The organism is Kitasatospora sp. NPDC088391, from assembly GCF_044753345.1.
Lineage (GTDB): Bacteria > Actinomycetota > Actinomycetes > Streptomycetales > Streptomycetaceae > Kitasatospora.
In genome coordinates this window covers 370,017-393,557 of sequence record NZ_JBIVNB010000004.1, presented here as the reverse complement: position 1 = coordinate 393,557, position 23,541 = coordinate 370,017, and the positions used below count along the sequence as shown (strand labels likewise).

Genomic DNA, 23,541 nt, shown 5'->3' with positions numbered 1-23,541 from the left:
ATCGGCCACCGGCGGAGGTGGGCCCGGCCGCCGTCACCCCCAACCGGGCGGCAGCAGGCCCCAGGAGTCGCGGCCCAGCCACTGGCCGAAGGTGACGGGCTCCGCGCCGCCCGAGTGGTCGAGGGACAGCGGGAGGATCAGCTCGCAGGTGGCCCGGCCGTCCCACCACATGGTGCCGGCCAACGGGCCGGTGATCGCCAGCAGGGTGCTGAAACCGCAGCCGTGCTCCTGGACGACGATCGCGCCCGCCGTCTTCCGGTCCTCGAAGTCGTCGCACTCCTCGGACCAGCCGCAACGGGCCCGGTCGTAGGACTGCTCGTCGGGGAAGTCCTCCGGCCCGGGGCGGCGCCCGTACAGTTCGTCGTCGGCCGCGACGTAGGAGTCGGGGTGGGGAAAGGGCAGCGCCAGCAGCCCGCGCCGCACCGGATCGTCCCCCGCCCAACGCCAGCCCTGCTCCGTCCGTTCGAGCCGGGCGACGGCCAGGCCCGCGCTCACGGTCAGCAGGTAGGTGCGGTACTCCGTCGGGAAGGAGACCCCGAACTGCCCCTCGGCCTCGGCGACTTCGGCCTCGGTCAGCGGCGGTGGCGGTGGCGGTGGCGGTGGCGGTGGCGGTGGCGGCAGGGAGGGATCGCCGGTGCACCGGTCGCGGTCGTCGGTGTTCACTCAGGCACCGCCGTCCGACGCTGCTCTCCATGGCGCAGCCCCGAGGCGGATGGCGCCGTTCGGCCGTCCGGTACGCAGTCGTGTCCTTGCCCGGAACTGCCTTGTCCTGCCCATGTTTTCATCTCTCCGTCTCCCTGGGGCCGTCAGTCTGCCGCAGGCGGGCCGTCGCCCGTCGGGGATTTTTGATCACGCTCCGAAGCGGAGGGCGGCGCGTTCGAGTTCGGCGAGGTACCTGGGCAGGTCGAAGCGGACTTCCTCGACGAGGTGGCCGTCGGCGTCCGGGTACGCCAGGTCGCTCCAGATCACCGTCCGGCCGCGGAGGTGGAGTTGGAACCGTACTTCGGCGTCGTCGTCCGCGACGGTCACCCGGACCGTCCGGGGACGGTCGGTCGGGTGGAGTGGGCCGCCCGGGCGGAGCAGGTCGGCGGGCGGGGCGCCGAGGGCGGTGGCGTTGGTGCGGGTGATCAGGTCGAGGCCGTCGACGAAGAGGTAGCTGTGCAGGGCCCCGCAGGCCGGCGGGCCCGGGCAGGTGCCGATCAGCAGCGTGCCGAGGTTTTCGTGCGCGGCGCGGTTGGCGGTGCGCACCGCGCGCGGAGGTCTACGCGGCACGGCGCAGCTGCCGCGGGTGGCTTCGTTCACTTCTCAGGGCTCTGGTCCGACTTCTGTGGCCATTGGTCTTGCCGCTGCGCGGCAGTCTGACAGACCGGTGGGCGAGGGTGCGCGGGGTTTCAGGGCAGAGGCTCGTAGAAAGCTCCGTCGGACCCGAAGTTGCGGGAGCCCGCCATCACGTCCTCGCCGCGGAGGTAAGCCAACAGCCATTCGCCGAACGTCATTTCGTAGAGGGCCCAGGAGAAGCTGTCGAACTCCTGGACGAGGACGCGCCAGGGCGACGAGGGCCCGGCCGGAACGCGGAGGAAAACCGTCTCGCTCGTCCGGCCTGTCGCGATCGGCATCAACTCGCCGGGCCCTGCCCCCACCGGTCCCGGGAGGAACTCTGTCGAGTCCTCCTCCTCCCAGAAATCGAGGTTGTCGCGGACGGATTTCTGAAGGTTGTGCGGGAGAGGACCGGCCGGGTGCTCCAGGTACAGCTGATCATTGATCAGGACCGACCCGTAGGCGTCCACGACTTCACGGAAGTCCGCCGGGAGCTCGACCCCGAACTCCCGCTCCATCTCCGCCCACGGCTCCGGGTACGACCGGTTGACCCCGGGCTCGCCCAGCAGCGACCGGACCTCCGACAACAATGCCACCCCTGTGCCCTTCCGCCCGACTGCGGATGCCCCGGTTGGAGCCCCCGCACCGGCGGCATACGAAAGGCCGACCGGTTGTAGCGGCCAGGATCGCACGGCAAGGACTCGTGATCGACCGATCGTTCCGGGATGACGCCGGATCAGGTGTCGTCCGCCCTGGGCGGGGAGGCGGCATCGTCGCGCGGCACCTATCACCCCTTCCCCGCGGGCACCCCCCGGGAGGGCCAGGGTGACCCTGCGGAGGAGCGGCCGGTCGAGGAGCGCTTCGAGGTTGCCGGTGTCCGCGCGCACTACCCGGGGTGGGAACAGGGCCGCGGCCCACTCGACCGGCCACCGCCGTCGGGGCCGACGCCGTCAGGCGCCTCATCGACAACGGCCTCGGTGTGCCGGCGCGTACCGACCGTATCGGCGGCACCGCCATCAGCGAGGCCCGGCTCGGGGCGGAGCAGTGGTACGAGGAGTGATCCTGCCTCGGCCGATCGCTTCAGAATGATCAGAATGAGTTGAGCCGCACGCTCTCGTACTCGTCGGTCGTGGTCGGCAGGGCGTGCGGAGTACGGCTACGACTTCGACGAGTACGGCTGCCCGCTCCGGTTGTCGGCGGTCGTGGTCGGTTGTCGGTCCGTCGGGTCAGGCGGTCCAGCAGTACAGGGAGTCGCCGTTGTGGTGGGCGGTCGTGGCCAGGGCGGCCACCTCGGTGAGGATCTCGGCGGCGGTCTCCGGGGCGAGGTCGGGGTCCTCTGCTGTCCAGGCTCCGACGGTCCTGTCCAGTTGGGCCGGGGCGGCTGCGGCCAGGGCGGTGGTCAGGCGCGGGGAGAGGGCGAGGACCAGGCAGCCGCTGTTGTCGGGGTCGGTGAGCCAGCGCGGCTCGTCGGCCTCGATCAGTGCCTCGACGGTGTCGCCCGTCAGTGCGCTCTCCCACTCCAGGATCGCGCCCTCGGCGTCGAAGTTGCCGAAGCGGCGGGCGGGGAGGGCGCGGCCGGGGCCGGTCGGTGCGGCGAGTGCGGCGGAGGCGTCGTCCGGGGCTGCGAAGAACTCCACGATCACGCTCACTGCGGTGTCCCCTCCGACGGTCGCGGGCCTCGGCCGCGACTCCTGATCGACGTTCGGACAGTGTGCCATCGGCGACGGACGGCGGCGGGGAGGGGAGGGGCGACGGGGTGAGGGGTGGTGGGGTGGCCGGGTGGTGTCGGGGGGTGGTGTCAGGATGCCGGGTGGGGGTGTTCTCCAGCGGTACTTCGTTGCTGGGGACGATGCGCAGGGGGCGGGCCGGTGGCGGAGGGCGGGGAGGCTGTCGTGGTGTCGGCCGCGGAGTGGGCGGTGGTCGAGCGGTTGAGCGGGTTGCCGTTCCCGGTGGCGGAGGTGCGGCCCGGGCCGGGTGGGGCGGAGTGGGGCGGGCCGGGGTACTGGGTGGTGGCGCTGCGGGAGAGTCGGGACTTCTGGGAGGACCGCGGTGCCGAGGTCGTCGAGCCGGCCGAGCAGGAGATCGAGGCGGCCCGGGACGCGCTGGCGGCCGTGCTGACGAGCCGTTGGGGGGCGCCGCGGCAGGTCGAGCTGGCGCCGTACATGTTTCCGGAGGACCCGGAGGAGGACGTGCCGGAGCCGTTGGGGTACCTCGCCATGGTGGCCGTCCGGCTGCTGTGCTGGCCCCTGCCCGGGGCGGCCCGGTGGGTGGGGCTGGCGGTCGGGCAGGCGGACCGGGAGTTCCCGTTCGAGCTGCTGCTGGCGGTGGGCGAGCTGTCGGTGCTGGACGGGGCGGCGGGATGAGCGGACGGTCCGTCACCGTCCTTGGCCGGTCGGGGTGGTGACGGGCCGGCGGGCGGGCACCCCGGTGGCGGGATTGTCGGTGAGGTGCGGCATGCTCCACGCATGCTTCACGCGATGACCGAGCGCGGACTGTCGATGCGCGACCCGGGGCCGACCGCCCTGGGCCTGATGGTGGCGAACCTGCAGCGCGGCGACTCCTTCCTGATCGTCGAGCGGTTCGGGCCGGACGAGCCGGCGGGCGACTGGTACGTCCAGGTCCGGTTGCGGGAGGACGGCGTCTTCGAGGTGGAGTACCGGGACGGGGTTCCGGCGGAGCACTACCGGACGCTGACGGTGTCGGCGGAGCGGGCGACGGCCGCCGTGGTGGGCTGGGTCGCCGGGGAGCCGGCCTGGCGCGAGCGGTTCCGGTGGACCTCGATCGGCCACTGGTTCACCGGGCCCGGGGCGCGGGACGCCGCCGTGCCCGTCGGGGAGGGACCGACCCCGTAGCGGGGCAGCGAGCGACAGCGGCAGCGGGGACGCCGGCACCGGCCGGGGCCGTTTCAGAGCAACCAGAGGCCGAGGCCCGCGACCAGGATGCCGGTGGCGATCAGCAGCGGGCCGAGCAGGTGGTCGCGGGGCCGGTCGGCGCCGGGGCGGATGCGGATGGTCGAGGCCAGGCCGACGCCGGAGAGCAGAACGCCCAGCGGGGTCAGGAGCGCCCAGAGGGCGGGTGCGGCGAGGTGGCCGGAGATCATCGGGCCGTCGGCAGGGCGGCGGCTCGGGGGTGCCCGCCGGGCGTGGACGGTGCGTGGGGTACGGCCATGGTGGGTCCTCCTGCTGGGCTCCGCACGACGCTACCGGGGCACGGAACAAGACTCCGCCACGGATTGGCAAAGCCTTCACCGCAGCCGGTCTCCGGGGGCCGGGGGAACCGGTCCTGACGGCCCGTCAGCTTCACCCGGGCGGCCCACCAGCGCGAACGTCCCCCTGCGGATTCCCGGCGAACGTCCAGGATGTTCCCAGCATTCGCTCACCGCGCGCGGATCGGCGGGAGGAGAGGCGGGAGGAGAGGCGGGAGGGCCCCGGTCCGGCGGTGCCGGACCGGGGCCCTCGGGGGCGGACCCGCTCAGCCCGTCCGGGTGGTGGCGGGACGCGGGACGGCCTGGGCCGCGGAGGCTGCGGGGCCCGTGGTGGCCGCAGGGGCCGCGGGGGCGAGCGCGTCGGCCGGGGCGGAGCCGGCGGCGTCCGTGGCGCTCGGGGCACCGGCGCCCTCTCGGGCGGCGCGGCGCGCCGTCCAGCGGTCCGCGATCCGGTTCATCAGGGCGACCATCGCCCAGGCGTAGGCCCAGCCGACCAGGATGTCGATGATGAAGTGCTCGGCGCCGTAGACCAGGGTGAACGCCATCGCCAGGGGGTACGCGGCGAGCAGGACGCGCAGCGCCCGGCCGGCCTTCGGCCAGAACACCAGGGCGATCATCATCGGGTAGGCGGCGTGCAGCGAGGGCATCGCGGCCACGTCGTTGGCGAACCTGCTGCCGTTCTCGAAGATGGTGCCGGCCCGGTGCAGGCCGCTGTTGTCGAGGACGGTGGCGACGACCCGGTTGACGGCGGGCAGGTGGCCCTCCAGGGCGGCCAGCCACGGCGGGTCGGCCGGATAGAGGAGGTAGGTGACGAAGCCGATGAAGGTGATCGCCAGGTAGCAGGAGAGGAAGCGGCGGAACCGGGCGTGGTCGCGCTTCCACAGCACGGCGAGGATCACGAAGACGGCGAAGAAGTGCGACATGTAGACGGCGACGGCGGCGTAGTCGTACCACTGCGGGTCGCCGGGGTGGTACAGCCAGTGCTGCAGGCGCACCGTCCAGGTCTCGCCGAAGCCGAGCACCTCGTCGAAGGCGATCTGCGGGGCGTAGTGCGGCGGCCAGGGAGTGTGCGAGCCGTAGCCGCGGAGCAGGGAGTACGTCCAGACCACGGCCATCACCGGCACCCAGTCGCGCAGGACGCGCAACCAGCCCTTGCGGCCGCCGCTGTGCACGGACGCCGCGACCAGCGCGGCGATCAGCCAGAGGAAGACCACGTCGTTGGCGTAGGGCAGGCCGTAGACCGCCAGGTAGCGCCAGAACGCCAGGGCGAACAGGGGCCAGGCGAGGTGGCGTGGCTTGAGCCGGGCCAGCCCGTGGTGCGCCAGGGAACGTGACCGGGTTGCCGAAGGGGACGAGTCGATCATGCGTCCTGAAGTTAGCAAGGGCGTCTTGGAGATTCCTCCTGCCGCACGGCGGGGTTCCCAGCGAGTTCACAGGCGGCTACAGGCAGGGGTCGTTCGACCGCCGACCGATCTCATGGTGGACATTAATAATGTCGAGTATTAATCTGTTTGTATGCCAAGAGCATCCGAACGGCAGGACGAGCAGCAGGACCAACGGCAGGACGAGCACCGGGGCTCCACCCGGGAGCGGCTGATCCGCGCCGCCGAGCGGCGCTTCGCGGCGGACGGCGTGCACGGTGCGCAGCTGCGCGAGGTGGTCCGGGAGGCCGGGCAGGCCAATCCGTCGGCGGTGCAGTACCACTTCGGCTCGCGCGAAGGGCTGTTGGAGGCCGTGATGGCGGAGCGGCAGCAGCGCACCGAGCGGGCGCTCGCCGCCCGGCTGCCGGAGCCCGAGGGGCAGCCGCTCGACGAGCTGCTGGCCGCGCTGGTGGACGCCGAGGCGACCGAGCTGGCCACCGAGCGCGGCCGGGCCTGCCTGCGGATCTCCACCCAGGTCAGCCACCGCAGCGGCATCCGGGAGCGGCAGCCGCACCCCGGCCTGGCCGGCACCCTGTACTGGCGGCTGATCCTGGCCCTGGAACCGCCGCTGGGGCGGGTGGCGCCGGAGCCGGTGCGCCTGGAGCGGATCGACCTGGCGCTGACCCTGGTCGGCGCCGCGCTCGCCGAACGGGCCCGGCAGCTGACCGCGGGCGAGCCCACCCTGACCGGGGACGAGGCGTACCTGGCCGACCTGGTCGCGGTCTGCGCGGCCCTGCTGACGGCGCCGCTCCCCCGGCCGCCGAAGCGCCGAGCGGCACAGCCGGCGGCGGAGCAGGCGGCGGAGCAGTGACCCGAACCACCGGGCGGCGGCCGGTCCCGGCCGTGGCCCACCATGCGAGGAGCAAGTCATGAACGAGCTGTCCGGCAAGACCGTCGTCATCACCGGCGGGGCCCGCGGGCTGGGCGCGGAGACGGCCCGGCAGGCCGTCGCGGCCGGGGCGAACGTGGTGATCACCGACGTGCTGGACGAGGACGGCGCGGCGGTCGCGGCGGAGCTGGGCGAGCGGGCCCGCTACCGGCACCACGACGTCGCCTCGGAGCGGGACTGGGCCGAGGTGGTGGCGTACGCGCAGGCCGAGTTCGGCGCGGTGCACGGGCTGGTCAACAACGCGGGCATCTCGACCGGCAGCTTCCTGGTGGAGGAGTCGGTGGAGCACTTCCGCCGGGTGCTCGACGTCAACCTGACGGGCGTGTTCATCGGCATGAAGACCGTCGTCCCGGCGCTGCGCGCGGCGGGCGGCGGCTCGGTGGTGAACATCTCCTCGGCGGCCGGGCTGATGGGCCTGGCGCTGACGGCCGGGTACGGGGCGTCCAAGTGGGGCGTGCGCGGCCTGACCAAGATCGGCGCGGTGGAGCTGGGCGTGGACGGCATCCGGGTCAACTCGGTGCACCCGGGCATGACGTACACCCCGATGACGGCGTCCACCGGCATCCAGCGGGGTGAGGGCAACTACCCCAACACCCCGATGGGCCGGGTCGGCGAGGCGCCGGAGATCGCGGCCGCCGCGGTCTTCCTGCTCTCCGACGCGGCGTCCTACGTCACCGGTGCGGAGCTGGCGGTGGACGGCGGCTGGACCGCCGGGCCCACCGTCCGCTACGTGATGGGCCAGTGAAGGCCAGTCGCTGAAGGCCCGTCGGTGAGAGCCCGTCGGTGAGGCCCCCTCGCTGACGGGCTGTCAGCGAGGGGCCGTCAGCCGCTGAAGGTTCGTCAGGGGAGGTCGGCGGAGGCGCCGAGGGCGATCCGGGCGTAGCGGGTGGCGCGCTCCTCGCCGAGCCAGCCGTCGAAGTTCTCCATGCCGATCTCGCTGAGGTTGGCGTCGTGGATCGGGAAGGTGTGCTCGGGGCGGACGGCGCGCACCATCTCGATCGCCGCGCGCAGCGCCAGCCAGGGCCCGGAGGCGGGCAGCAGCAGGGCGCGGACCTCCTCGTCCGGGACGTGCAGGGCGTCGCCCGGGTGGTAGACGCCCTCGACCAGGTAGCCGAGGTTCGCGCAGTCCGGGTGGTTGTCGATGGTCACGGCGTGCCGCCCGCCGACCGCGCGGACCTCGAACCCGCCCGCGGTGAAGCGCTCCCCCACCTCGACCGGGCGGCCGCCGATCTCGGCCGCCAGCGCCGGGTGGGTGTACACCTCCAGCTCCGGCTGCGCGGCGCGGGCCGCGGCCAGCAGTTCGTCGTCCAGGTGGTCGCCGTGCTCGTGCGTGATCAGCACGGCGCGGACGCCGTGGAACGCGGCGGGGTCGGTCCAGCACCCCGGGTCGATCAGCAGGGAGCGGTCGCCGTCCTCGATCCGGACGCAGGCGTGGGCGTACTTCGTCAGGCGCATGACGCCAACCTACCGATCGGTCGGGGCGCGGCGCCCCGGGTTTTCCGGCCCCCGCTCGCCCCGCCGACCGTCGGCCGGTGAGGCCGGCGGGGCGAGCGCGGCGTGCAAGCGGGCGGCCCACTGCTCGGCCGAACCGTGCAGCACCGGGTGGCCGGGGTGCGCGGCGAGCAGGTCGGCCCAGTCCGCGGGCGGCGCGGGGAGGGCGGTGGCGAGCGTGCCCGGGTGGCCGGGTTCGCGGGCCAGGACGCGGCGCAGCAGGGCCGGTTCGAGGGTGCGGGCGCAGTGTTCGGCGAGCAGGACGGCGTCGTACAGGTCCTTGGCGCGGGCGCGTTCGCCGTCGGCGTGCAGCCAGAGCAGCTTCCAGGCGAGCGCGAGTTCGGGGCTCGGGGTGCGGACCACCGTCGTGCCGGTGCCGTTGCCGCGCGGGACGGCCGTGCGGACGGGCGGGGCGGGCATCCGTTCGTCGCGGGCGAAGTCGACCGTGACGGTGCCCTCCGGGCCGGTGCGGTCAGCGTCCCCGGTGTCGCCGGTGTTCTCATCGTCTCCGGCGTCTCCGGCGCCGCCGGTGTCCCCGGTGTCATTCGTGGTCCAGCGGATCTCGATGCCGACGCCGGGCACGTTCTCGTCGTCGTACGCCCAGGTGCCGGTCTCCCGGACGGAGGCCGGGTCGAGGCGCAGGCCCGGGGCGACCTGCGGGTGGCGTTCGACCAGTTCGCGCAGCACCTCCTCCGGGCCGGTGGTCTCCGGTTCGGCCTCCGGCACCCAGTGCAGGCCCTCGGGCGGGAGGTGGGCGCGCAGGCCGCCGGTGTCGAACTCCTCGAACTCCCACATCTGGTGGGCCCCGGCCCCGTCGGCGGCCTCCGGCCACTGCTGGACGGCGGCCAGGTCGGGCAGGTACGGGTACGGGTCGAGGACGTCGATCGGGACCAGGGTGGACGGCGGGACCAGGAAGTCCAGGTCGGCGGGCTCGCGCGCGGCCGGGCCGACCCAGGCGGGCATCACCATGCTGCCGCGCAGCACCAGGGTCTCGGACCAGGGCGAGGCGGCGAGCAGCGCGAGCAGGTGGTCGAGCACGGCGCGCCGGGCCCGCCGGGCGTCCCACGGCTGCCCCGGGTGTCGGGCCGGGCGGGTCCGCCGGGCCTGCCCGGCCGACCGGGCCTGCCGCTGGCGTCGCGGGTCGCTGCTCATCGGGCTCGGGCCGCCTCTCTCCCCGCCTCGCGGGTGGTGTGGCGGGAGCGTAACCGGCCCGGCCGACAGCGCCGGTGCGGCGGGTCGGCCGGGCCGGTGAACGGCCGTCAGGCGGTGGCGAGTTGGCGGGTGGCGGCCTCGACCGTCTGGGCGAGCAGGACGGCGATGGTCATCGGGCCGACGCCGCCCGGGACGGGGGTGATCAGCGAGGCCCGGGTGCGGGCCGACTCGAAGTCGACGTCGCCGACGTTGCCCTCGTTGTAGCCCGCGTCGATCACCACGGCGCCGGGCTTGACGTCCTCGCCGGCGAGGAACCGGGCCCGGCCGACCGCCGCCACTAGGACGTCCGCCTCGCGGACGATCGCGCGCAGGTCGCGGGTCCGGGAGTGGCAGTACGTCACCGTGGCGTCCCGGCCCAGCAGCAGCATCCCGGCGGGCTTCCCGAGGATCGCGCTGCGGCCGACCACCACCGCGTGCTTGCCGCGCAGGTCCACCTGGTACTCGTCGAGCAGCCGGAGAATGCCGCCGGGCGTGCAGGAGGCGAACCCGGGGAGGCCGAAGCCCATCGCGGCGAAGGAGTGCATGGTGACGCCGTCCACGTCCTTGGCCGGGGTGATCGCCTCGAACGCCGCCCGCTCGTCGATGTGCGGCCCGACGGGGTGCTGCAGCAGGATGCCGTGCACCGTCGGGTCGGCCGACAACTTCCCCACCGTGTCGACGAGTTCGGCCGTGCTGACCCTCGCGGGCAGCGCCACGTGCCGGGACTCGATCCCGGCCTTCGCACAGCGCGCCCGCTTCATCCGGACGTACGTCACCGACGCCGGGTCCTCGCCCACCAGGACGGTGGCCAGACACGGGGCGACGCCCGTCCGCTCCCGGAGCGCGGCCGCGTCCGCCGCCGTCCGCTCGGTGATCCGGCGGGCCGGGCCGGTGCCGTCCATCAACCGCGCCTGCTGCGGGGCGGGTTCGTGCGTCGTGGGGTCGGAGGTCTGCGTCGTGGGGTCGGAGGTGTGCGTCATGGCTCGGCGCTCCCGGGCTCGTGGAGGGGTCGCCCAGGCGCGCGGCAGCGACGAGGCGTCGGGCCGCTCCCCGGTGGTACTCCACCCTGTGCGCCAGTCACGGCCTGCCGCCCACCCTACCCGGCCCGGTCGTTCCCGTCCGCCCTCGGCTGTCCCCGGCCGCCCCCGCGGGGCATACTCACCGGACGGCGCGTCGACAAGGAGCCCTTCGGATGCGGGACTTGACCGAGACCCAGGCGCGCGGGCTGCTGCTGCGCCACCTCACCGGAACCCTGCGGGCGCTGCCGGCCGGGACGGCGCTGGTCCACCGGCACCCCGGGCTGCCGACGGCGGTCTTCGGCAACGAGCGGGTCGTGCCGGCCGACGACGTGCTGTACGAGCCGGGCGAGCGCGACGACGCCGCGTACCTGCGGGCCGCCTACTGGGTGCTCGGGGTCGAGCCCTTCGCCTCCGCCGAGGAGGCGGCGGCCGCCGCGGCCGCCGGGGCCGATCCGCTGCTCGGAGCGGTGCTGGCGGCCTGGCGGCAGTGGGGCTGGCGGACCCGGCTCGTCGACCGGCACCCGCGGACGGCGGGCGGGGAGAGCCCCGACGGCTTCGGCGTCTCCGTGTACCGCAGCCTCCGGGGGCACCTGAGCGTCTTCGGCTCCTCCCCCGTGTTCCGGGCCCGCCCCGCCGACCCCCCGTTCGAGCCGCTGCCGGACCGGATCGACCGTCCGGCCGGGCCCGTCCCGGCCGATGGCCCGATCTGACAGATCCCGGTCGTTGCGGCCGTCCCCGGCCGGGCGGAAGGATCGGGGCATGCCCGCACCGCACCACGTCGTGATCGCCGCCTTCCCCGGGATCGAACTCCTGGACGCCACCGGACCGGCCGAGGTGTTCTCGGTCGCCTCCCGGTTGGCCGGCGCCGACCGCCCCGGCTACCGGGTGCGGATCGCCACCGCCGACGGCGGCCCGGTGGCCAGCTCCGGCGGGGTCCGGCTGCTCGCCGACCTGGCCTTCGCCGAGGTCTCAGAGGTCTCAGAGGTCTCAGAGGTCTCAGAGGTCTCAGAGGTCTCAGAGGTCTCAGAGGTCTCAGAGGTCTCAGAGGTCTCAGAGGTCTCAGAGATCTCAGAGATCTCAGAGATCGCCGATCCGGTGGACACCCTGCTGGTCGCGGGGGCGATCGAACTCGTCGACGGCGGCGGCGTGGAGCCGGTGATCGACCGTCCGGTGGTCGACTGGCTGCGGACGGTGTCGCCCCGGGCCCGGCGGATCGGTTCGGTCTGCGCCGGGGCGCACCTGCTGGCCGCCGCCGGGCTGCTCGACGGCCGCCCCGCCACCACGCACTGGCTGACCGCCGGGCGGCTGGCGGCCGACCACCCCGGCGTCCGGGTCGACCCCGACCCGATCTTCGTCCGGGACGGGCCGGTGTGGACGTGCGCGGGCGTCACCTCCGGAATGGACATGGCGCTCGCCATGGTCGCCGAGGACCACGGCCCCGAACTCGCCCTCGCCACCGCCCGGATGATGGTGATGTACGTCAAACGCCCCGGCGGGCAGAGCCAGCTCAGCGTGCCGCTGTCCGTCCCGGCCGGCGCGGACGACCCGATCGACGAACTGCGCCGCTGGATCGCCGACCACCTCACCGCGGAACTCTCGCTGGACGCCCTCGCCGCCCGGACCCACCTGAGCACCCGGCACTTCACCCGGCTGTTCCGGCAGCGCACCGGCACCACCCCCGCCGCCTACGTGGAGGCGGCCCGGCTGGAGGCCGCCCGGCGGCTGCTCACGGACGGCGCCCGCGGCCTGCCGGAGGTCGCCGCCGCCAGCGGCCTGGGCTCCGTGGAGACCCTGCACCGCGTCTTCCGGCGGCGGCTGGGCACCACGCCCGCCGAGTACCGCCGCCGTTTCTGACCTGCCGTCACTTTCCTTCTGCCGTAAGGCCGGGCGCGTCCGCGCACCGGTCGGCCCCCGGCGTGCCCGCACGCCCCCGCCACCTCCTGGAGGAGAACCGTGTCCCGCACCACCGCGTCCCGTACGAAGGTCGTCCCGATCCCCGTCCTGGGGCGGCACCACATCAACGCCTACCTGCTGCTCGGCCGCCGCCCCGTGCTGGTGGACGCCGGGACGCCCGGCAGCGGGCGGAAGATCCACGACGCGATCGCCGCGCACGGCGTCGACCCCGCCGACCTGGCGCTGATCGTCCTCACCCACGGCCACCTCGACCACTTCGGCTCGGCCGCCGAACTGCACCGCCTCACCGGCGCCCCGGTGGCCGGGCACGCCGCCGACCTCGGGCAGTACCGCTCGGGCCGGGTCCGCGAGCCCTACCTGCCGACCGGCCCGATGGGGCGACTGCTGGCCCGCAACCGGAAACTGCACGTGACGGCGGAGCCGTGCGACCCCGAGGTGGTGGTGCGCGGCGAACTGGACCTGGACGGGTTCGGGCTGGCCGCCCGGATCGTCCCGACCCCGGGCCACACCGCCGGGTCGGTCTCGCTCCTCACCGACGACGGCGCCCTGGTCGCCGGCGACCTGATCGCCAACTCCTTCATGGGCCTGCTCCCCGGCCGCCCCGCCGACCCGCCCTTCCACGACGACCCCCGCCGCAACCTCACCAGCCTCCGCGCCATGCTCGACCTCTCCCCCACCACCCTGCACGTCGGCCACGGCACCGCCCTCGACCCGGCCCGCGCCCGCAAGTGGGCCGACCGCGAACACCGCCGCCTCACCCGCCGCGAAGCCGGCGGACGCCTCCCGGCCCGCACCGAGTGACCGGCCCCGGCCCCGACACCGGCTTCAGGAGGTCCTCCAAGGCAGAGCCCCGACCTGGACCAATGCACGCTGCACCCATCTTGACCTGCAAAGGTTCCCTTCACGGCTTCGAGCTGGTCAGCAGCACTTCCCATCCTTCGACTGTCCGGGACGGGGTCCACGCGGCGCCCCGTACGGACCCCCTATGCCTCGAGGAGGCCGATGGCGTGACCGTCGTGGTCCACCACCGGCCACGTGTCCAGTCCGCGGACGCGCATGGCGGTGAGGGCGTCGGCGGCCGGCATGTCGGCGGTGGCGAACGGGGCGCGGTCGAGGGCGATGTCGCGGACCGGGGTGCGTTCGGTGTACCAGGAGCGGGCCTGGAACGGTGCGAGGTGCAGGCGGGTCAGCAGCCCGGCGCAGCGGCCGTCTTCGGTGCGGACCAGGAGGTGGTCCGCACCGGAGCTGTGCAGGATGTCCATCGCGGTGTCGGCGGTGACGTCGTCGCTGATCTGCAGTTCGGGGTGTTTCATGAGGTCGCCGACCGTGGTGGTCGCGGGGCGTTCGAGGGTGACGGTCATGGGTGAAGTCCTTCGGGTCGTTGCCGCCGGTGGTGGCGGCGGTCCGGGCGCGGGGGGAGACGGGTCGAGGGCGTCCGCAGGGGCGGGTCGGGCGGGGCCGTGTCGCGGTCCCGCCCGTACGGTGTCCTACCGGGCGACGGCGGTGTGCCCGGGTGCCGTGTTGCGGGTGTCGGTGCTGGTCCGTGCGGTGCGGTTGGCCCGGCGGCGGCGGTTGCGGCTCGTGGAGGTGCTGCGGCGGGGGCGTTCGACGACGGGGTCGGCGATCGTGGTGGGGATGCCGGTGGGCACGCGGGCGCCGGTGATGCGGGCCAGTTCCTCGTCCCCGGCGCTGACACGGGTGGTGAGGGGGGTGATGGCCGCGGTGGCCATCAGCCGGCTGACCTCGCGGCGCTGTTCGGGCAGGACCAGGGTGACGACGGTGCCGGACTCGCCGGCCCGGGCGGTGCGGCCGCCGCGGTGCAGGTAGTCCTTGTGGTCGGTCGGCGGGTCCAGGTTGACGACCAGGTCGAGGCCGTCGACGTGGATGCCCCGGGCGGCGACGTTGGTGGCGATCAGCGCGGTGACCGCTCCGGTGCGGAACTGCTCCAGGGTGCGGGTGCGCTGCGGCTGGGACTTGCCCCCGTGCAGGGCCGCCGCCTTCACCCCGTTGGCGAGCAGGTCCCGCGCCAGGCGGTCGGCCCCGTGCTTGGTGTCGGTGAACATGATCACCCCGCTCCCCCGGGAGGCGATGTGCGCGATCGTGGCGGCCTTGTCGGAGCGCTGGACGTGCAGCACGTGGTGCTCCATCGTGCTGACCGCGCCCGCGGACGGGTCCACCGAGTGGGTGACCGGGTCCTTCAGGAAGCGGCGCACCAGGCGGTCGACGTTGCGGTCCAGGGTGGCGGAGAACAGCATCGTCTGGCCCTCTTCGGCGACCTGGTCGAGGAGTTCGACGACCTGCGGCAGAAAACCCATGTCGGACATCTGGTCGGCCTCGTCGAGGACGGTGACGCCGACCCCGTCCAGTCGGCAGTCGCCGCGCCGGACCAGGTCCTTGAGGCGGCCGGGGGTGGCGACCACGACCTCGGCCCCGCGGTTCAGCGTCTGGGCCTGGCGGCCGATCGACATCCCGCCGACCACGGTCGCCAGGCGCAGGCGCACCGCGTGGGCGAACGGGGTGAGGGCGTCGGTGACCTGCTGGGCCAGCTCGCGGGTGGGGACCAGGACCAGCGCCAGCGGCTGGCGCGGCTCGGCCCGTCGTCCGGCGATGCGGGCCAGCAGGGCGAGGCCGAACGCGAGGGTCTTGCCCGAGCCCGTCCGGCCCCGGCCGAGGACGTCGCGGCCGGCCAGCGAGTTCGGCAGCGTCGCGGCCTGGATCGGGAACGGCGCGGTGACGCCCTGGCGGATCAGCATCGACAACAGCGCCTCCGGCATGCCCAGCTCACCGAAGGACTCGACGGCCGGCAGCGCCGGGGTGGTGCTCACCGGCATCGCGAACTCGCCCTGCACGCAGGCTCCCTGACGGGAGCGGCGGCCGGAGGAACCACCCCCGGAGCGGGAGCCCGCGGCGGAGCGGGGATTGGAGCTCTGGTGCGAGGGGCGACTGGAGCGGTTCATGCGGGAAACCTTCCTCATGGCGGCACGTCACGGGGAAGGCTCCGCAGCGCGGGGCGCCGGGCGGAGACCGCGAGGGAACGGGCCGGAAGTACGACGGGCGGGGCGTGGACGGTAGAACCGTGCGGCACGTCACCTGCGGTCGACGCCCACCGGCAAGGGGCGGGAGCGAAGAACCTCGAACCGTGGGATCTCACGGCAGGGCGGCGATCCGGACGCGGCGTCGGGCGTCTCGCGCGGGAACGGCCGCCGGTGGCGGGGCCAGGGGCGTACATCGGGGTGGGACAAGGCCGAGGGGCCCGCACCGAGCGTGTACGCGGTGCGGGCCCCTCGCTGCCGGGCGGGTGCCGTGGCAGAAGAACTACAGCGGACGAATGTTCTCGGCCTGCGGGCCCTTCTGGCCCTGCGTGACGTCGAACTCGACCTTCTGGCCCTCGAGCAGCTCACGGAAGCCGTTGGCGTTGATGTTCGAGTAGTGGGCGAAGACGTCGGGGCCGCCACCCTCCTGCTCGATGAAGCCGAAGCCCTTTTCCGCGTTGAACCACTTCACAGTGCCATTAGCCATGAATAAATCTCCTTCAAGGGGCTGTCCGAAGTCCGCACCGTGCCGACTCCGAGTGCCGCGATGATGACCCACCCGGACGAGAACCGGGAAAACAAAATGCGCCTGCGACACATCAGCAGGCGCACACAAAGTTCATGGGAACCACTACTGCAACTACGACGACTCTAGCAGCCCGGAGCCCGCAGCGGGTGGATGTTCCGCCCCTGTTTCCCGGGCGCCGCATTTCCGGACCGACCGCTGCTCCCGGAGCCGCCGGTGACCCCGATCCTCTTCGCCGCCAAGCACGTCGGCGACATGACCGCGGTCCACGCCGTGCGGCCGTGCGGCGGCGGAGACCGGCCGCCAGGAGACCGGGGCCGAGCACGGCGACTGCACCGGCGTCCGCGCCGCATGACTACGAACCTTGTGCCGGCCGGGGGGGCGGGGACGAGGGCCACCATGATCATTCCCACCGGCGTCGGCCTCGGCCCGGTGACCGCGTCCGGGCGGCCCGCAGCGCGGCTCCCGCCCGCCGCCTACGCCGGCGGGGGCCAGGAGACGGCCCGGCTCCGGGCGGTGTCCGCCCGCCGGTCGGCCGCCCCGGTGCCGCCGGGAGGTGCGACGGACGACGGGAGGAACCCGGGACCCGGCTCCTGCCGCGTCCCGCCGCCGAGGGTGTCCGCGGCGAACAGCTCGCTCGCGGTCCTGGTGTTCGCCGGGTCGGCGGCCTCGGCCATCAGCCGCGCGGCGCCCGTGCTGTCCGTCTGCGGTGGGACGACCAGCAGTTCCAGTCGGCGCGGGGTGTACGAGCACACCATGATCATGTGCTCGTCCTGCTCCGTGGTGTACCAGCCCACGTGGACGGTGTGCCCGGTGACCGGAACGCGCCGGGGTATCACGGGCCACTGCGCGGGGTTGACGGTGATCCGGGTGACCCGGCCCCACCGCGCGTCGAGCTCGGCGGCCAGGGAGGGGAGTTCGAGGAGGAGGTCGCGCGAGCGGGGCCACCAGGCTCCGTCCAGGCGGCCGGGGCGGGCCCCGCGAGGGCTCAGGGAGAGCCGCGGGGTGGATTCCAGGGCGGCGGGTGCCGTCGGGGCACGGTCGGACGTCGTGGTCATGGCTGAGGACCTGTCTCCGGGACCGGCCCGAGGGCTCGGGCCCGGCATCGCCGTTCGCCGGAGACGACGCCAGTATCCGGTGCCGGCATGCGAAGTGCCTTCGGTGATGTACAGCCTACTCTCCGCCCTCCCCCGCTCCGCGCTCCTCCGGACCGCCCCTCCCGGCCGGGCCGGCGAGAGGCGTCCGGAAGGACGTCATGCGCTGCCTCGGGCGATTCGTCGCGCGCGGGGTCCATGGCACCCTGACCCGTTACGCCGACGCGGCACGTCACTCAAACCGACCTGGCTCCTGCGGCTTGACAGCCGTAGGAGCATCCCGCGGCCCCGCACACCGGGGTGGTGGCGGTGACGTCGTCAGACGGTGGCGGCCTCGGCCCGGCCGGGTGCCGGGGCGCCGGTGTGCTCGGGGCCGGGTGGTGGCGCAGGTCAGTTGTCGATGCGGCGCTTGCTGAGCCACGCGACCATCTCGGGGTCGTGGTGGTCGAAGAACAGGGTCCTGCCGGTGTCGAGGGCGGCGATCCGGGTCATCTGGTCGTCGGTGAGGGCGAAGTCGAAGACGTCGATGTTCTGCGCCATCCGGTCGGGGTTGACGGACTTGGGGATGGTGACGATGTCGCGCTGGATCAGCCAGCGCAGCACGACCTGGGCGACCGACTTGCCGTGCGCCTCGCCGATCTTGCTGAGGACGGGGTGGGTGAACAGGTCGTTCTTGCCTTCGGCGAAGCCGCCCCACGCCTGGTGCTGGACGCCGTGCTCGCGCATCAGGGCGTGGTCGGCGGTGCGCTGGAAGAAGGGGTGGGTCTCGATCTGGTCGACGGCAGGGGTGGTCTCGTTGTTGAGGATCAGGTCGAGGAGCCGGTCGGGGTGGAAGTTGGCGACACCGATGGCCCGGGTCAGTCCCTCGCGGTTCGCGGCCTCCATGGCGCGCCACTGGCCGTAGACGTCGCCGTAGGGCTGGTGCATCAGGTAGAGGTCGACGTGGTCGAGGCCGAGCTTGGCCAGGGAGGTCTCCAGGGCGCGGCGGGTGTTGTCCTGGGCGGGGGCGTCCTGGACCCACAGCTTGGTGGTGACGAACAGCTCCTCGCGGGGGATGCCGCTGTTCTTGACGGCGCGGCCGACGGCTTCCTCGTTGCCGTAGGCGGCGGCGGTGTCCAGCAGCCGGTAGCCGGCCTCCAGGGCCTGGGTGACGGCGCGCTCGGTCCGGTCGGCGGGGATCTGGTAGACGCCGAAGCCGAGGATGGGCATCCGGACGCCGTTGTTCAGGGTGACGTGCTGCACGGGGAATCTCCTGGGACGAGGGGTGGGGTGGTACGGGTGCGGTCGGCGGATCCCGCGGGTCCGGTGGTCAGCGCTCCATCATGCGCATCTGGGCCTGGTTGTGGGTGTCGCCGGCGGCCGGGGGCAGGGCGCTCAGCCGGGCGAGCTGGTCGTCGGTGAGGCGGACGGCGTCGGCGCCGGTGTTCTCCTCCACGCGGGCCACCCGGCGGGTCCCGGGGATGGGCGCGATGAAGTCGCCCTGGGCGAGCAGCCAGGCCAGGGCAACCTGCGCCGGGGTGGCGCCGGTCTCGGTGGCGATGGCCGCGACCCGGTCGGCCAGGCGCAGGTTGTGCGGGAAGTTGTCGCCGCTGAAGCGGGGGTTGTCGGCGCGGAAATCGGTGGCGTCGAACTGCCCGGGGTCACGGACGGCACCGGTCAGGAAGCCGCGGCCGAGCGGGGAGAAGGGCACGAAGCCGATGTTCAGCTCCCGCAGCACGGGCAGGACGCGGGCCTCGGGGTCGCGGGTGAACAGCGAGTACTCGGACTGCACCGCGGTGATCGGGTGGACGGCGTGGGCGCGGCGGATGGTCCCGGGTCCGGCCTCGGAGAGGCCGATGTGCCGGATCTTTCCTTCGGTGACGAGTTCGGCGAGGGCGCCGACGGTCTCCTCGATCGGGGTGTCGGGGTCGACGCGGTGCTGGTAGTACAGGTCGATGCGGTCGGTGCCCAGGCGCGTGAGGGAGCCCTCGACGGCGGCGCGGACGTTGGCCGGGCTGCTGTCGGTGGGCCCGGGGCGGCCGGTGTGCGAGATCAGGCCGAACTTGCTGGCCAGCACCACCTGGTCGCGGCGGCCCTTGAGGGCGCGGCCCATCAACTCCTCGTTGGTGCAGGGGCCGTAGACCTCGGCGGTGTCGAGGAGGGTGACGCCCAGCTCCAGGGCGCGGTGGACGGTGCGGATCGACTCCGCGTCGTCGGTGCCGGCACCGGTGTAGCCGTGGGACATGCCCATGGCTCCCAGGCCGATGCGGGCCACGTCGAGGTCGCGCAGCTTGACGTGCTTCACGGAGGATTCCTGTTCGTTGTCGTCGATCGGTCGGGTGACCGGCAGCGGTCCGGCATCAGGTGCGGCGCGGGTGGCGGGGACGACGGAGGGCGAAGGCGGTGGCTCCCCCTGCTTCTGGCCCCTTCCTCTCCTTCGTCGTCACGTTGCGCGTTCGCGCCCCGGGGGAAGCCGGGGCCCGGAATGCTCGGACCGCCCCGAACGCGACCATTCCAACACCGGCCGCCACCGGACGCGAGGGACTGCTTGTACGCGTACTGGCAGTCCCTCCTGAAGGACACCCGGACGGCCGTACCGTGGAGGCCATGGACAACCAGGCCGAGGTGCGGGACTTCCTGCGCACCCGACGCGACCGCATCACCCCCCAGCAGGCCGGCATCCCCACGGCGGGCCGACGCCGACTGCCCGGCCTGCGCCGCGAGGAGGTCGCCATGCTCGCCGGAATGAGCAGCGACTACTACGCCAAGATCGAGCGCGGCCACCTCGCCGGCGTCTCCCCCGAAGTCCTCGACGCCCTCGCCCGCGCCCTGCGCCTGGACGACGCGGAGACCGAGCACCTGCACGACCTCGCCCGCGCGGCCAGCCCCGCCCCGGCCCGGCGCCGCGCCCGCCCCGCGCCCGATACCGTCCGGCCCTCCCTGCAACGCTTCCTCGACGCGATCACCGGGGCGCCCGCGTGGATCGTCGACCAGCGCGCCGACGTCCTCGCCACCAACCCCCTCGCCCGCGCCCTGCTCGCCCCGCTGCTCGACGACCCGGACGCCCGCGGCAACACCGCCCGTTTCACCTTCCTCAGCCCTGCCGCGCGCACCTTCTACCCCGAGTGGGAGCGGACGGCCGACGCCTCCGCCGCCAACCTGCGCACCGCCGCCGGACGCGACCCCCGCGACAAGGCCCTGACCGACCTCATCGGCGAACTCGCCGCCCGCAGCGACGCCTTCGGCACCCGCTGGTCCGCCCACGCCGTGCGCCTGCACCGCACCGGCACCAAGCGCATCCGCCACCCCGACGTCGGCGACCTCGAATTCGTCTACGAAGGCGTCGGGCTCCCCGACCACCCGGGCTGGACGATGTACGCCTGCACCAGCGCGCCCGGCTCCCCGACCGAGGAGCGGGTCAGGCTCCTCGGCAGCCTCGCCGCCACGCCGGCCGACGGGTAGGCCGACAACCGCTGCGGCGGAGGCGCGGGGAGGGAGAACCCTCGTTCCCGGACCGGCCGGATTCCGGGGGCCGGAAATTCCGGGCGCGCGTTTCCGCCCGTTGCGGACCGGGGGCTGTTACAGTCGACGTAGTTGCAGTAATGGTCCCCATGAAATTCGTGTGCGCCTGCTGATGTTTCGCGGGCGCATTTTTGTTTTCCGGGTCTTCTCCGGGCGGGATCCCATCACGGTGACTCGGCATCCGCACCGCGCGGGTCCCGGAAGACCTCCGAAGGAGATTTCCCACATGACCAACGGCACCGTGAAGTGGTTCAACGCGGAAAAGGGCTTCGGCTTCATCGAGCAGGAGGGCGGCGGCCCGGACGTCTTCGCCCACTACTCGAACATCAGCTCCGGCGGCTTCCGGGAGCTGATCGAGGGTCAGAAGGTCGAGTTCGACGTCACTCAGGGCCAGAAGGGCCTGCAGGCCGAGAACATTCGCCCGCTGTGATTCCGCTGCCCGGCCGCAGTCGGGCAGCAAGGGGCCCGCACCGGGCGCGTCGAGCCCGGTGCGGGCCCCTCGGCGTGCCGTGCCGCCCGTCAGGACGGGGGCGTCCTGCCGTACCGGTCCGGAGTAGGCTGGTCGGCGCCGAGGGCACTCCGTGGACCGGCACCGTACACCGGCCCCGTCTCCGGCGAACGACTGATCCCGGACCGGGTGCGGCCGGGTCCGGAGACGGGTCCTCGACCATGAACGCGATCGCCGATCGCACCGAACCCGCCGTTCCCGGCCGCCCCTTGCGGCTCCTGCTCGCCCCCGAGCGGCGGAAGCCGGGCCGGCTGGACGGTGCCTGGTGGCCCCGGTCGAACGACCTGCTGCGCGAACTCCCTTCGCTGGCAGCCAAGTTGGATGCGCGGTGGGGCCGGGTCACCCGGATCACCGTGAACCCCGCGCAGTGGCCGGTGATCCCGCGCCGGATCCCGGTCACGGGCCACGTCGTGCACGCGGGCTGGTACGCGGCCGAGCAGGACAAGCACATGGTCATGCTCCGCTCGTACGGTCGGCGACTGGACCTGCTGGTCGTCCCCCCGCAGACGGACGCGGTCGACGCCGACCGGCTCATGGCGGAGGCGTCCGACCCGAGGAACACCCGGACCGCGAGCGAGTTGCTCATGCTGGAGCCGGTCCGCCGGGAGGGGCCGCGGCCGCGCCCCGGTCGGGCGGCGGCGACCGCACGCTTCGACGGCACTCGCGGGGCCGGTCGGCGGGTGACCCCGCCGCGGCAGCGCGCCGCGTACTGGACGGCGGGCCGGTAGCCGGGAACGTGCGTCAGCGCCGTGCCGTCGGGAGGGGTCGCGCCGGAACGCCTGGCTCACCCGTCCGCCCGACTGCCCGGCACGGCGAGCAGGAGCGCGGCCCGGTCCGCGGTGAGGACGCCGAGAGGGTAGCCGTCCTCGTCGACCACGGGCCAGACGGCCAGGCGTCTGACCCGCATGGCGACGGCGGCGAGGGCCAGCCCCAGGGTCGGCCAGGCGAACGGGCCGCGCTGGTGTGCGGTGGTGCCGACCGTGGTCCGGCCGGTGTGCTCGGTGTGCCGGGGACGGGCCGGGGCGGAGCGCAGCCCCGTCCGGGTGACGACGCCCTCACAACGGCCGTCGTGGTGACGGACCAGGAGGTAGTCGACGCCGGACCCCCTCAGGACGTCGTTCGCCCGGTCGACGGTGCTGTCGTCGGCGATCTGGTGCTCCCACGGCTCCATCGCGTCGGCGACGGTGAGCCCGCGGCGGTGCCGCGGCGGGAGGGCGGGGCGTTCGGTGGCGGTCACGGGGCTCACCGCTTCCTCTCCGGCGGCCCGCGCGCGCGGCTGCCGGGCTTGCGTTCACCCAGAACGAGGCCGGAACGGCTACCGGGATGCGGAATGCCCTGGACGCCTTCGAGGCTACTCCTGCCCGGAGCGGGAACCGCGAGGCGTTCCGCCCGGCTCCCGACCCGGTCGGGCCGTGGGCGGTGAAGCCGGGTCGCGCCCCGTACCGCGGTGTTCAGCCCGGTGCGTCCATCAGGGAGGTCAGGTAGGTGTTCAGCCGTTGCTCCACGACGCGTACCGTCAGTTCGGCCCGCCCCGCCTCCTGCCACGGCCGCGCCACCCACCGCACTTCCTCCGAGAACGCCAGGGGTACCCGCACCTGCCAGTACAGCCGCGCGGCCGCGGTCGCGGCCAGCGTGCCGCCCGCCTCCTGGTAGGCCTCGGTGAAGCGCGGGCCCCACTCCGGGCCGTGCAGCAGCGCGAGGTTGGTGGAGCAGTGCGCGACGTCGAGGTCCGCCGGACCCCAGGAGGCCGCCGCCCAGTCGACGACACCGCTGATCCGGGCGCCGGCGGCACCGGCCGGGCCCGCGGGCGGCAGGTCGAACAGCACGTTGCCGGGCTGGAAGTCCCGATGCAGGAAGCGCCCTTCGTAGCGCGGCGGAGGCGTACGGATCACGTCGATCGCGGCGGCCCAGGCCGCGGCGTCGGCGCCCCCGGGGACCACGGCGGTGTCGGCGGTCGACAGCGCCGTGTACTCCCGGGGCCGGACGGCCGGCCGCACCGCGTGGATCGCCACGAGTTGACGGGCCAGCAGGGGCAGGCGCGCCTCCAGCCCCCCGTCGTCGGTGACCGGTCGGCCCGGCAGGTGGGTCATGAGGAGCGAGGGGTGCTCGCAGTGCGCGGCGGTCGGGTCCACGGCGACGAGCCCGGGCGCCGTTGTGCCGGTGCCGGTGAGCGTGGTCAGGGCATCGGCCTCACGGTGCAGGAGGTCCTCGGCCGGCCCCTGCCGGGTCGGGTCGACGAAGGAGCGCAGCACCAGGTGCCGGACGCCTCCGTCCCGCGCGCCCACGGTCAGCTTCCGCATCTCGGCGGTGGCCCCGCCGTGCAGCACCTCGGCCCCGACGATCCGCTCGTCGGCCTCCAGGTGCCGGCGCACCCAGGCCAGTGTCAACGGCCGGACGGTCGCCGCCTCGTCATGGTTGGTCACCGTGCCACTC

At 73.9% G+C, this 23,541-nt stretch carries 27 protein-coding genes and 1 riboswitch; of the genes, 10 read left to right on the top strand and 17 right to left on the bottom strand.

Going from position 1 to position 23,541, the window contains the following annotated elements; genetic code table 11:
- Window positions 1-33: 33 nt before the first annotated feature.
- The 4 genes from ACIQBJ_RS14920 to ACIQBJ_RS14905 form a co-directional block, all read right to left on the bottom strand.
- A complete protein-coding gene (locus tag ACIQBJ_RS14920; protein ID WP_400708873.1) occupies window positions 34-663 on the bottom strand; it encodes an SMI1/KNR4 family protein in 630 nt (209 codons plus the stop codon).
- A gap of 186 nt (window positions 664-849) precedes the next feature.
- Window positions 850-1,248 carry a hypothetical protein gene (locus ACIQBJ_RS14915; protein WP_400708871.1) on the bottom strand — a complete coding sequence of 133 codons (399 nt, stop codon included), beginning with the start codon at window positions 1,246-1,248 and terminating at the stop codon, window positions 850-852.
- A 143-nt stretch (window positions 1,249-1,391) separates the two neighbouring features.
- Complete coding sequence (locus ACIQBJ_RS14910) at window positions 1,392-1,913, bottom strand: SMI1/KNR4 family protein (RefSeq protein ID WP_400708869.1); 522 nt, start codon at window positions 1,911-1,913, stop codon at window positions 1,392-1,394.
- A 630-nt stretch (window positions 1,914-2,543) separates the two neighbouring features.
- Window positions 2,544-2,966 (bottom strand): hypothetical protein, encoded by a 423-nt coding sequence (locus ACIQBJ_RS14905; protein ID WP_400708867.1) that lies wholly within the window; start codon window positions 2,964-2,966, stop codon window positions 2,544-2,546.
- 243 nt (window positions 2,967-3,209) lie between these two features.
- On the opposite strand from ACIQBJ_RS14905, the gene ACIQBJ_RS14900 reads away from it, so the two are divergent.
- Together ACIQBJ_RS14900 and ACIQBJ_RS14895 are read left to right on the top strand one after the other, a co-directional pair.
- Window positions 3,210-3,680, top strand: coding sequence for a hypothetical protein (locus ACIQBJ_RS14900; RefSeq protein WP_400708866.1), 471 nt, complete (start codon window positions 3,210-3,212; stop codon window positions 3,678-3,680).
- A gap of 114 nt (window positions 3,681-3,794) precedes the next feature.
- The gene (locus tag ACIQBJ_RS14895; RefSeq protein WP_400708865.1) at window positions 3,795-4,169 is read left to right on the top strand and encodes a hypothetical protein; all 375 of its coding nucleotides are present in this window, start codon (window positions 3,795-3,797) and stop codon (window positions 4,167-4,169) included.
- 53 nt (window positions 4,170-4,222) lie between these two features.
- Here ACIQBJ_RS14895 and ACIQBJ_RS14890 read toward each other — a convergent pair whose 3' ends face one another.
- The gene (locus ACIQBJ_RS14890; RefSeq protein ID WP_400708863.1) at window positions 4,223-4,417 is read right to left on the bottom strand and encodes a hypothetical protein; all 195 of its coding nucleotides are present in this window, start codon (window positions 4,415-4,417) and stop codon (window positions 4,223-4,225) included.
- 371 nt (window positions 4,418-4,788) lie between these two features.
- Window positions 4,789-5,886, bottom strand: coding sequence for a phosphatase PAP2 family protein (locus ACIQBJ_RS14885; RefSeq protein ID WP_400708861.1), 1,098 nt, complete (start codon window positions 5,884-5,886; stop codon window positions 4,789-4,791).
- Between the two features lie 151 nt (window positions 5,887-6,037).
- On the opposite strand from ACIQBJ_RS14885, the gene ACIQBJ_RS14880 reads away from it, so the two are divergent.
- Window positions 6,038-6,754 carry a TetR/AcrR family transcriptional regulator gene (locus ACIQBJ_RS14880; RefSeq protein ID WP_400708859.1) on the top strand — a complete coding sequence of 239 codons (717 nt, stop codon included), beginning with the start codon at window positions 6,038-6,040 and terminating at the stop codon, window positions 6,752-6,754.
- A gap of 58 nt (window positions 6,755-6,812) precedes the next feature.
- On the top strand, window positions 6,813-7,577 hold the full coding sequence (locus ACIQBJ_RS14875; RefSeq protein ID WP_400708857.1) for a glucose 1-dehydrogenase: 765 nt from the start codon (window positions 6,813-6,815) through the stop codon (window positions 7,575-7,577).
- Between the two features lie 95 nt (window positions 7,578-7,672).
- Here the strand turns inward: ACIQBJ_RS14875 and ACIQBJ_RS14870 are convergent, their stop codons facing one another.
- From ACIQBJ_RS14870 to ACIQBJ_RS14860, 3 genes are all read right to left on the bottom strand, one after another.
- Window positions 7,673-8,287 (bottom strand): MBL fold metallo-hydrolase, encoded by a 615-nt coding sequence (locus ACIQBJ_RS14870; protein ID WP_400708855.1) that lies wholly within the window; start codon window positions 8,285-8,287, stop codon window positions 7,673-7,675.
- A 9-nt stretch (window positions 8,288-8,296) separates the two neighbouring features.
- Window positions 8,297-9,475, bottom strand: coding sequence for a nucleotidyl transferase AbiEii/AbiGii toxin family protein (locus tag ACIQBJ_RS14865; protein WP_400708853.1), 1,179 nt, complete (start codon window positions 9,473-9,475; stop codon window positions 8,297-8,299).
- 107 nt (window positions 9,476-9,582) lie between these two features.
- Window positions 9,583-10,416, bottom strand: a complete 834-nt coding sequence (locus tag ACIQBJ_RS14860; protein WP_400709770.1) for a bifunctional 5,10-methylenetetrahydrofolate dehydrogenase/5,10-methenyltetrahydrofolate cyclohydrolase — start codon at window positions 10,414-10,416, stop codon at window positions 9,583-9,585.
- Window positions 10,417-10,518: 102 nt separating this feature from the next.
- A riboswitch (ZMP/ZTP riboswitch) is annotated at window positions 10,519-10,605 on the bottom strand.
- Window positions 10,606-10,706: 101 nt separating this feature from the next.
- Between ACIQBJ_RS14860 and ACIQBJ_RS14855 the strand changes: the two genes are divergently transcribed.
- From ACIQBJ_RS14855 to ACIQBJ_RS14845, 3 genes are all read left to right on the top strand, one after another.
- A complete protein-coding gene (locus ACIQBJ_RS14855; protein ID WP_400708852.1) occupies window positions 10,707-11,243 on the top strand; it encodes a hypothetical protein in 537 nt (178 codons plus the stop codon).
- A gap of 49 nt (window positions 11,244-11,292) precedes the next feature.
- A complete protein-coding gene (locus tag ACIQBJ_RS14850; protein WP_400708851.1) occupies window positions 11,293-12,387 on the top strand; it encodes a GlxA family transcriptional regulator in 1,095 nt (364 codons plus the stop codon).
- 99 nt (window positions 12,388-12,486) lie between these two features.
- A complete protein-coding gene (locus ACIQBJ_RS14845) occupies window positions 12,487-13,248 on the top strand; it encodes an MBL fold metallo-hydrolase (RefSeq protein ID WP_400708849.1) in 762 nt (253 codons plus the stop codon).
- A 182-nt stretch (window positions 13,249-13,430) separates the two neighbouring features.
- Here ACIQBJ_RS14845 and ACIQBJ_RS14840 read toward each other — a convergent pair whose 3' ends face one another.
- The 6 genes from ACIQBJ_RS14840 to ACIQBJ_RS14815 form a co-directional block, all read right to left on the bottom strand.
- A complete protein-coding gene (locus tag ACIQBJ_RS14840) occupies window positions 13,431-13,808 on the bottom strand; it encodes a CBS domain-containing protein (protein WP_400708847.1) in 378 nt (125 codons plus the stop codon).
- Between the two features lie 126 nt (window positions 13,809-13,934).
- Window positions 13,935-15,404, bottom strand: coding sequence for a DEAD/DEAH box helicase (locus ACIQBJ_RS14835; RefSeq protein ID WP_400708845.1), 1,470 nt, complete (start codon window positions 15,402-15,404; stop codon window positions 13,935-13,937).
- Window positions 15,405-15,762: 358 nt separating this feature from the next.
- Window positions 15,763-15,966, bottom strand: coding sequence for a cold-shock protein (locus ACIQBJ_RS14830; RefSeq protein ID WP_030918248.1), 204 nt, complete (start codon window positions 15,964-15,966; stop codon window positions 15,763-15,765).
- 515 nt (window positions 15,967-16,481) lie between these two features.
- The gene (locus ACIQBJ_RS14825; RefSeq protein WP_400708843.1) at window positions 16,482-17,063 is read right to left on the bottom strand and encodes a DUF5994 family protein; all 582 of its coding nucleotides are present in this window, start codon (window positions 17,061-17,063) and stop codon (window positions 16,482-16,484) included.
- A 426-nt stretch (window positions 17,064-17,489) separates the two neighbouring features.
- Complete coding sequence (locus tag ACIQBJ_RS14820; protein WP_400708841.1) at window positions 17,490-18,341, bottom strand: aldo/keto reductase; 852 nt, start codon at window positions 18,339-18,341, stop codon at window positions 17,490-17,492.
- Window positions 18,342-18,408: 67 nt separating this feature from the next.
- Window positions 18,409-19,383 carry an aldo/keto reductase gene (locus tag ACIQBJ_RS14815; RefSeq protein ID WP_400708839.1) on the bottom strand — a complete coding sequence of 325 codons (975 nt, stop codon included), beginning with the start codon at window positions 19,381-19,383 and terminating at the stop codon, window positions 18,409-18,411.
- A gap of 302 nt (window positions 19,384-19,685) precedes the next feature.
- Here ACIQBJ_RS14815 and ACIQBJ_RS14810 point away from each other — a divergent pair, with 302 nt between their 5' ends.
- The 3 genes from ACIQBJ_RS14810 (at window position 19,686) to ACIQBJ_RS14800 (ending at window position 21,836) form a co-directional block, all read left to right on the top strand.
- Window positions 19,686-20,540, top strand: a complete 855-nt coding sequence (locus ACIQBJ_RS14810) for a helix-turn-helix transcriptional regulator (protein ID WP_400708837.1) — start codon at window positions 19,686-19,688, stop codon at window positions 20,538-20,540.
- A 286-nt stretch (window positions 20,541-20,826) separates the two neighbouring features.
- The gene (locus ACIQBJ_RS14805) at window positions 20,827-21,030 is read left to right on the top strand and encodes a cold-shock protein (RefSeq protein WP_400708835.1); all 204 of its coding nucleotides are present in this window, start codon (window positions 20,827-20,829) and stop codon (window positions 21,028-21,030) included.
- A gap of 239 nt (window positions 21,031-21,269) precedes the next feature.
- Window positions 21,270-21,836: a DUF5994 family protein gene (locus tag ACIQBJ_RS14800; RefSeq protein WP_400708833.1), complete on the top strand. Its 567-nt coding sequence runs from the start codon at window positions 21,270-21,272 to the stop codon at window positions 21,834-21,836.
- Between the two features lie 56 nt (window positions 21,837-21,892).
- Here the strand turns inward: ACIQBJ_RS14800 and ACIQBJ_RS14795 are convergent, their stop codons facing one another.
- Both ACIQBJ_RS14795 and ACIQBJ_RS14790 read right to left on the bottom strand, forming a co-directional pair.
- The gene (locus ACIQBJ_RS14795) at window positions 21,893-22,345 is read right to left on the bottom strand and encodes a CBS domain-containing protein (protein WP_400708831.1); all 453 of its coding nucleotides are present in this window, start codon (window positions 22,343-22,345) and stop codon (window positions 21,893-21,895) included.
- 214 nt (window positions 22,346-22,559) lie between these two features.
- Entirely contained in the window at window positions 22,560-23,531 is a 972-nt protein-coding gene (locus ACIQBJ_RS14790) for a phosphotransferase family protein (protein WP_400708829.1), read from the bottom strand.
- Window positions 23,532-23,541 lie beyond the last annotated feature (10 nt).